The organism is Ignavibacteria bacterium (assembly GCA_025612375.1).
Lineage (GTDB): Bacteria > Bacteroidota > Ignavibacteria > Ignavibacteriales > SURF-24 > JAAXKN01.
Window position 1 is genome coordinate 1 of record JAAXKN010000072.1, and the last position, 9164, is coordinate 9164.

Sequence of the window (9164 nt, forward strand, 5' to 3'; positions counted from 1 at the left end):
GCTATTCAAAACTCCATCTGAGCTGAAATTTTATCGAAATCACGACTAGACCTTAATCAATAAAGCATATTCTGCCTTTTTCCATCAAGCAACTCAGCCGGCATTTTTCCAAAAACGCCTTAATTGTGGAGTAATGAACATAGTAATCCCCTTTCCATTCAGGATAAATTTTAAACAAAACAAATTCAGTTAGTTAAGCAGCTTGTCTGAAGTAGATGTGGTGAAGCCCGTTCACAGCAGGAATTTTCTCGATCTTTCCAGCAATCTGAACCGGCCTTCCTTCAGGAGAATCCTTGTTGATCCCAAGGTGAGTCCGGGACTTATTGTAATAGGACAGGTAATCAGAAAGTAGGGAGCGAAGATGGTCTTCATTCAAAATAATCACATGATCCAGGCATTCCCTCTTTATACTTCCTATTACCCGTTCCACATAGCCGTTCTGCCAGGGTGAGCGGTAGGATGTTACGATCTGCTTAATTCCAAGATTCTTTACTCCATTTGTAAAGACACTGCCATATCTGGAATCACGATCTCTTATTAAGTACTTTGGTGTATCAAAGCTGAAGAGCATATTTCTTATCTGCTGAAGTGTCCACTCTGCTGTCGGGTTCTTTGTAACATTGAAGTGAATGATCTTTCTTCTATTATGCTCAATTACGACAAGAACATGAACAAGTTTGAAGTTAATTGTAGGTACGGTAAGAAAGTCAATTGAGATGATTTCCTTTGAGTGGTTTTTCAGGAATGTTTTCCACCTCTGCCCTGTTGTCCTTCCGTTTCTTTTAGGGATGTATCTCTGAACTGTTGACTGAGAAATATTAAATCCAAGCTTCTTTAGTTCTCCATGAATCCGTGGCACACCCCAGAGAGGATTATCATTTGCAATCTGTCTTATAAGATCAATCACTCCCCTGTCGATCTTTGGTCTTCCGTCTTTGTGCCTGCTTTTTCTTCTCCAGTAGGACCTGAAAGCAGTCCTGTGCCACTTGATTACCGTTTCTGGTCTAACGATAAAGATTTTATCTTTCCAGTTAGACAGAAGATCTTTCATTATACTGAAGACTAGCCGGTCTCTTCTTTTTATTTGTAGCTTCGGATTTGTTCTCTGAAGGATTTCTATTTGTTTTCTAAGAATTACGTTCTCAAGTTTTAGCTGAATCTTGGTTTTGAAGGAATTCAGAAGGAATAGTAACAGGGATTTTAGCATCGGGTCCGGTTATTTGTTGATAATTACCCGGCAAAGATAAGGAAAGAAAGCTTTAGATTAATGCAAAATTTAGCTAAATTCGCATGGGCGAGGTTTTGAACAGGTGCTGGTGTTTTATATGAATGCGAAATAAATGAATAATACAAAATATAAAGGCAGAGGCTCTTATTATCAGCCCCTGCCTTGAGTCATTTCTCTAAAGACAAATTACTTCAGGAGAAGCATCTTGCCGCTTTTAACGAAATCATTAGCTCTTATCTCATAGATATAAGTACCGCTCGGAAGCACAGATGCGTCAAACTTGACCGAGTAGCGTCCCATCTCCTTTACCTCATTTACAAGAGTCGTGACTTCCTTCCCAAGCATATCAAAGATCTTGAGTGTGACCTTTGATGTCTTTGGAACCTGATAATCTATGACTGTAGATGGGTTGAATGGATTGGGGTAGTTACGGCTAATGGCGTATTCCTTAATAACTTTCTCGCCGCTATAGTTAATCATTTCTGTTTCTGCTGCTTTGTACATGCGGCCATTCTCATCAGGCAGGCTGTGGCTGTCGACAAGAAAACATTCAGCATTGAAATTCACATCAGTATTAAGCCTCATTCTGACATTCTTATTTCCAATTCCTTTCATATTTACCTGAAAAGAGCTCTGCTTATTCTTAAAGAACAGGGCTTTTGAAAAGCTGATTAGATTAAGGTTCTGAAGAACTTTTCCTTCTTCATCCAGGAGATCAACACTATAGGAAATGTTTCCTTCTTTTCCCAGAGCTCTCAGCCCTTTTGATGAATCCGTTACGCCATAGTTCAGGTTGAATAAGAACTTTGAGTTGTCGGTAAGTGTAAAAGGCTCGGTTATCATGTACTTATTCAGGCTGCTTATATCCTTGATTCTAATAGTGTCACTTACCTCCATGAATTTGACGGGCTTTCCGTCTAAAGATATGTCCTGAAGTGAAAAATAATACTCTGCGAGGCTGTCTTTCTTAAGGACAACCATTCTACCGGAAGTCTCAATGGAATTCCCCTTATAGAGGCCGTAATAGCTCCCGATGGAATTTGTTGACCTGGTAAAGGTGTATGGAAGACTCCCCTGTGAAGAAAATGACATGGCGTACATTGTTCTTGAAGTTTCTCCTGCACCATTGTTCAACTGGATATCCTTTCCTGTAGTATTCAGGGTATAGATATTTGAAAGCGTACGGCTGTCTGTAAACTGGTTTCTATAGCTCCCGGAAGTGTAATCGCAAAAAAGAATGTAATATGCGTCACTTCCCATGTTTATACATTGAGAAGTAACTCCGTATCCAAAGCTCCAGAATCTTGAGTTCCAGGATCCGTCACCAATCATTCCGCGGAATAGTGCAGATTTCTTTCCATATGTTGTTGCTCCAAGCCACGACATCCTGACTGTATTGTCTAAGGCCGCGATCATTCCAGGCATAGAATTCTTGGCAAAGCCGCTTCCCGAGGAGACATTTGAATTATAGCTGCCTCCCACAACATCCACTGTTGTTCCGGCACTTAGTTTACAGTACCTTATGGTGCCTGTTGTCGAGGAGGTATTCTCATCCCAGGCAAGGTGGAATATTGTATTGCCGAGCCTGTTGCTAACAAGGAACGGATGTGCTGAGGTTGCATCCGTAACTGATGAAATCAGTGAAGTCGAGCTTAAAGGCTGGATTAAAATGGAGTTATTTCCGTTAAAATACTTCGTCATTAGGCCGTCCATATCTTTCCACACTACCAGAAAGTAGGGGCTTGTAGATCCAAAGGCAATTACTGGCATGGCATCGAATGAGCTATTGTCCTGTTCTTCCACATAGTCAATGTCCTGAAGGGTGAAAGAACTATAGATGCCATTAGAGTAGCTGACAGGATAATACTTTATTTTCCTGCCAAGAATATTATCATCCTCCTGAAATACAATACCTATTGCACCTTCTGCAGAGTTTCCGCAGTAGTCGATTGAAGGGGATTTTGAGGGCTTTGTGCTAAGAGGCTTTCCGTTATTCATGAGTACCCATGTACTACCCCCGTCCGAGCTTCTTTCATACCAGACCAGGCCCATGCTCTCATAAACCATATGAAGGCTTCCGTCAGGAGTACGGATGAATTTCCGCTGGCTCGTGTTGGAGAATGCGGTTGAGGAGTTAGAGAGCTGTGTCCCTTTGTAGTTTGCCTGAATTACTGCATTTCCATTTCTGAATACGACAGGAGATTCATAAAAATTGCCTGCTACTATATTCTGGTTTAAGGGATCAGTGCCATTACTGGACCAGTTTTGAAAATAAAAAGTATGAGTTTTCCCGGTTAGGGACAAATTTGCACTGTATGATTTTTGTGCGCGCAATGAATAAAATGCATTATCCGCATTATTCATTTGGTTTAAGAATACTCCTTTATAGGTATCTCCAGTTTCTGCTTTAGGGTTGAAAGGTGAAGACACTCTTTTGAATGAAGCCTGCAGTCCCTGGTTTCTAAGTCCGTATGGCTGTTCATCATAATCAGTAAGCCAAGGGTCCTTAAACCACAGTGAGTCATTTATGCCGCCAGGTTTTGATGGAAATTCTGCAAAGTTATTTGAAATTGTAACATTATATGCTGACTTAAACTGTGCAATAACTTCTTTTGTTTTGGCAAATACCGATACAGTATCCCAATTTCTAAACCGTTGCACATTACTTGGGTTGTCTACCCAATAATTAAATTTCTGAGTCGTCAAAGGCTTAAAGTCTCTACTAGCCAAAAACTTTTGTACTCCAATAGCAAAACTTACAGTATTGGCTGGGGAAACATTCTGCCACGTGCCCGCTGACGTCCAATAAGAGGCTTCACCGAAAGCTAAACCTGCTTCGTCTAGCTGTTTAATTGAAACATCACATCCTGGTTCCGAATCGCCTTCAATAACAATTGAAAAAAGCTGTGTGGCACTTAAGGTTCTTTTGTGGTTGACAGTAACGGTATAATAACCTGCTGCCGGGGCATTAATTAAAATCTGTTCTACGTTATCTCTTGTATTATCTCCCTTTGAGGCCGGATTCTCAGGAATTCCCGGATTAAGTACCCATGGGGAATACATAGTGTTTTTTTCGTCCTTAATTCTAAGGTCAAGATCGTTTACAAGAACATCGGACTGAAGGTTAGCTGGAGCCGGATCGGTCCATGCAATTGTAACTTTTATAGGCCCTTTTCCTCTGCTGAAAAGTTTAAGGCTGTATGTCTGTCCGTTCGAAAGCAAAACTTCCTGGATTGTATTTGGTTTTATCTGATCGAGTTGAATGAGCTGTGCGGCTTTAGACGTATTCATAAGTCCCCAGCCATACTTATAATCCGGTCCTTCACTTCCACCTGCTTCATCTGCTGTATGGATAACAATTGATTTTACGGTTGACGCACGGGGATAATCTCCATTATGTGTATTTTTATAAAGCTGAAGCAGCAGGGCAATAGATCCCGTTACACTGGGGGCTGCCATGGACGTTCCGCTCATCGTGATAAAGGCATCCTGTCTCAGGCCCCGATCCCATATAAATCCGGTAGAACATAAATTTTCACCGTTGGCTACAATATCCGGCTTAATTCTTCCGTCAGCCGATGGGCCCCAGCTGCTGAAAGATGTCGTAATCTGTTTTACATCAGAAGGTGCTGTATATCCATTGGGAATATCGTCAACCGCTCCAACTGTTATGATATTTTTTGCATGGGTTTCAGAAGACATAGTATAGTAGCCTTTATCCGATGCTCCATTCTTGGGATGTAGAGTTGTGCAGGCAGTCAGTTTATTATTTACCCAGTAATAGCAGTTCTCCAGCTTATCCGGCCCTTGACCTCTTTCGTTGCCTGCTGCCCAGACAACAGTATATAAAGGTGCGGTGTTTACTAACTGATCCAACTGCCAGGCCCTATCGTCATATGTTTTAAAAGCAAGGTCAGTTGACTGGCTATCATCAGTATTCCATAACCACTTACCATTGCCCAAACTCGTCCATCCCGCTTCTATTCCATACGAATGATTTGATAAATAAACCCTGGGATCCGTCATATTGGCATTTGCCATCTCCGCTAAGTCATGATTTGCATCATATGCATCTAGGAATGATTTAGGAGCCATACCCTTTGCTGCGGGATAATCATCATCAGCTACAATTGTTCCTGCAACATGTGTGGCGTGTGAGTCCGGACGAGCACCGGTAGAATCAACAAAATTAAAGTGGTAAATGCCATTATAGCCTTCCCTGAATGAATAATGAGGATATGGAGCACCACCAGCTTCCCATAGACCAATCCTTATTCCATAACCATCCAGATTGTAGCCTAAAGCGCCCCCTGGTTGCACCTTGTTGGTTGATATGGTTTTAGCCGCAATTTCATTCCTTGAGATCAGAAAAACTGGCCTTCCGTTTTTGATACCATGCAAGAGCATTGTATTTCCATTAGGCAGTTTAATAATTAACGGGATCCCATTTTCTTTGGCTAACTTTCTGGCGTGATTCAGATCATTCCTGCTTTTACCGGAAAATTCATTGGCTAGTTTTCTAAGCTTGAGTGTGTCGGTAAGACTTAAAAACTGCTGTTTTTCCCTTTGCCGCATTTCTGCAGAAATTTCCTGAGCAGTTACTTGCAGTTGAATGAGAAAGAGAATAGGGAAAAGAAGCTTCAGTACTTTCATTATACTCCTCCGGTTTTGTGAATGTGTAGAGCCGCCTGTTTTATAAGTTTCCAGATGTGATCTCTGAAAATTCTATTTTCCAGACAAAGGTCACATACTGGAACTTCTTTTTCCTATTGTAAGTACTGCCTTCTCGCCGCGTCTGCCCACCATCACAACTACTCCATTATTGTACGCCATGCTGATATAAGCATCTCTATCATCCAGAGCAAAATATTTTACATCTTTACCACTGTAATGGGCTACGAATCCTGGACTGCCGGACACCATAATGTCGTTACTGCCTGCACCCCTGACTGACTTGAAGAAATAGTAAGGATCATCAAAAACAGTTTCCATTTTACAGGCTTTATATGCAAATACACTTGTTCCACTTGAGTAAATATTGTATGGATTGATAAACCATGTTGAGATAAGTACCTTATCGGATGTCCTGTAGATGGGGGTGACCTTGTCGCCCTTAATCTCAAAGAGGGAGCTTGAGCTTGGCGGGTTGGCTCCTGAACATATTATCTTGTCCTCTCCTGAAGGGGTCCTTATGCCCCAGATGTCGAACAATGTATATTTGCCTTCTGTTGCAAGCTGTTTCCACTTTCCTGAACCTGAATAATGCCAGACGTTCTCCCTTTCGCCAACAGCATAGGCCTCATGATCCTTATTGATCCAGATCTTTCTTATAGAACCAATTTTCGTATCATATAAATCTTCAGCAAGATGCTGCCACTTTCCCCAGCTTTTACCGTCAAAATGCACCATCTGACCACCCGTTGTAACCCAGATGTCGTTTTCATCAAGGGCGTATATGGCTTCAAGATGATCCGACCAGTAGCTCGTGTATGTCCTGTCTATTGTAGGGATGTTTATCATCTTCCATTCCTTCCCGTCAAAGTGAACGGCATTGAAGGGCTTGAATATCACGTTCCCGAGTGAATCCTTCATGTTTATCTCGCCTACAGCCCATATATTGTTCTCATCTATGATGGCTACATCTGTCAGCACACTTGGATCGGCATTGCCGTAAAGGAAGGTCTGAAACTCAAAGTCATGGCCAGTCGGAATGAGTGTGCTTACACTTATACTTCCCCCCAAGGAGGTTACTTTCCCACCTTCCATGGCAGATATGCTGTAGGTGTATGCCGTATTTTCTGTAAGCGAGGTATCCACCAGAATGGTATCCCGATTTGAGTTAAAACTCATCACGGTAATTCCGTTTCTCTTCAGCTCAATCTTTTCATTTGGTCTGGGGTTTTGAACCTGAAGCTTAAGAAAAACTTCTGAAACTGATGCATCGAGGGAAGTAAGGCTAAGTCTTGTCTTGTCTATTGAGGGTTCTGTAGTTTCACAGCTTAAAGATAAAACACTAAATGCAAGGGCCAGGAATATGAGAGCTTTTTTCATTTTATTTCATCCGGGATTTAGTATTTGCAACTATTGGACATCCATTTAATGAAAGGAATCACAAAGATGAATTATCAAAAAATGCGGGATTTCTATCTGTTCCAATTTACCTCTTTTTATTCTCTCCGGACCAAAATAAGTTTTTTATGTCACTATGTCAAGCAATAGAAGTAATGCCACAAAGTATCGAGTTGACTCATAAGCAATGTAACCCTGAGTGTCACCGGGTAGAGGGGTTATCCAATTGTCCCCTGTTACTGACCAAAATTCAGTCCTCGTTTTAATATTGATTTTATTGGTCAGGATTCATTTTTCCATTTGGAATAAGGCAGCATGCATATTATATTTGCAGAGACGAGTTTATGTATATTGATCCATCTGTTGGCATAATTACCGCAGATGATAAATAAGATTTTGAATTTAAGAGATAGGATCTTTAATAGACTGTTCTGACAATTGCTGGTAAGAGCTAGCTCGATACGACCACATCCGGCCTTGAAAAGCTTAAATACAGGCAAAAAGAGGCCTGAAAAATATTTAAAACCTCTTGGTCACAATTTAGTCACTGCATTTTTAAATGTTGCGAAAACAAGCTAAATACGAAACATTTTGGAACATCAGGAGATTCCCTGTCTCTCCGCACTTAGAAAGAAAGCCCGAAATCGTTTGATTTTGGGCTTTTTTCATTTTATGCTGTCTGAAAAAGTCCCAATATTCCAAAAAAAACAGATAATAAAAATAGTCCTGGACACTTTCTGGACACTGGTTTTTGAGAAATTGGGAAATTGTCCATCCGTAGGCCATATCTAACCACTCAAAATTCAGCTTAATTTCTCAACAATTTCATTAAATATATTATCGGCTGCCAAGCGGGTGAAGTCTGGACGCCTCCCTCTCAACGCAGAGATCTGCGGAAGCACATGTATGATCGTACAGGCTGTTCCTGCACCATCGGTCATAGCAGGATGATCATAATTGATCTAGAATAGTTAAACAATTTTTCTGAAAAAGTATTCAGAATAAATACTAAATGCCATTAACAATTATCCCGATTTGTACATCATTAAATTTGTCTTTTGTATTTGCTACAGAGCGGAAAAAATCCTTCTGACAAACACTGAATTTGTTTATTTTTCAAGGATCAGTATTTGAGTCAATATTTACCTAATACTTTCCAGCAGGAAAAGAACATATGAATAAGAGGTATATTAAGCATAATCTATATAGTTATTTGCTATTTACTATTATATTAATGACAGCTTTATTAGAATCCGTCAATGCACAGACAAAGCAAGATAGCAGCATTCTGTATACGGCAACAAAGATGCATATTTTCAGTTCGGAGAAATATGAGGACCTGTTTCAAATAACCCTTAATGGAAAAGATACCTTAAATGGAGTAATTACTTTCCAAATAATAACCAAAAACAGTAAGATCATCTACAAAGAAAAGTTTCCAAGTATTGATTTGATTGGATACGGCCTGGTTGCAGATAATGTGAATAAAATTACACATAAGGATTCATGCGATTATATTTTAGAACGGATGAACAAATTCTTTATTGATGAGAACTTTTTTTCTCCTGCAGTTGATAAAGGCGAAGCTTTTGATCCTGAAGAATCAGATAAAAAAATATGGAATGATATTGCCTCAGATACCACTGCAATTGGATTTTATTACCTGGTCGGAGAAGAAAACAACAGGCAAATAGCATTTTCGAAGAAAACAGCCAAAGTTGTTGTTTATAGAAGTTATGATTAATTATTTTGCGTTGTTCAATAGAATCTAAAATCTGTCCAGTTTGATACAAACATATAAAAACATTTATTTCTTCTTAAAAAAGATAGGCTGCTCGCATTGCAACTGACAATCCTAATAGAACTA

General features: G+C 40.2%; 4 protein-coding genes. 1 reads left to right on the forward strand and 3 read right to left on the reverse strand.

Annotated features, from left to right (window positions below; all coding sequences use genetic code 11):
* Positions 1-193: 193 nt before the first annotated feature.
* The 3 genes from HF312_20780 to HF312_20790 all read right to left on the reverse strand — a co-directional run bounded on the left by HF312_20780 (position 194) and on the right by HF312_20790 (position 7279).
* On the reverse strand, positions 194-1051 hold the full coding sequence (locus HF312_20780; GenBank protein ID MCU7522658.1) for a DDE-type integrase/transposase/recombinase: 858 nt from the start codon (positions 1049-1051) through the stop codon (positions 194-196).
* 363 nt (positions 1052-1414) lie between these two features.
* A complete protein-coding gene (locus HF312_20785; protein MCU7522659.1) occupies positions 1415-5881 on the reverse strand; it encodes a S8 family serine peptidase in 4467 nt (1488 codons plus the stop codon).
* 90 nt (positions 5882-5971) lie between these two features.
* Positions 5972-7279, reverse strand: coding sequence for a hypothetical protein (locus HF312_20790; GenBank protein ID MCU7522660.1), 1308 nt, complete (start codon positions 7277-7279; stop codon positions 5972-5974).
* A 1192-nt stretch (positions 7280-8471) separates the two neighbouring features.
* Here HF312_20790 and HF312_20795 point away from each other — a divergent pair.
* Complete coding sequence (locus HF312_20795) at positions 8472-9041, forward strand: hypothetical protein (GenBank protein ID MCU7522661.1); 570 nt, start codon at positions 8472-8474, stop codon at positions 9039-9041.
* Positions 9042-9164: the final 123 nt, after the last annotated feature.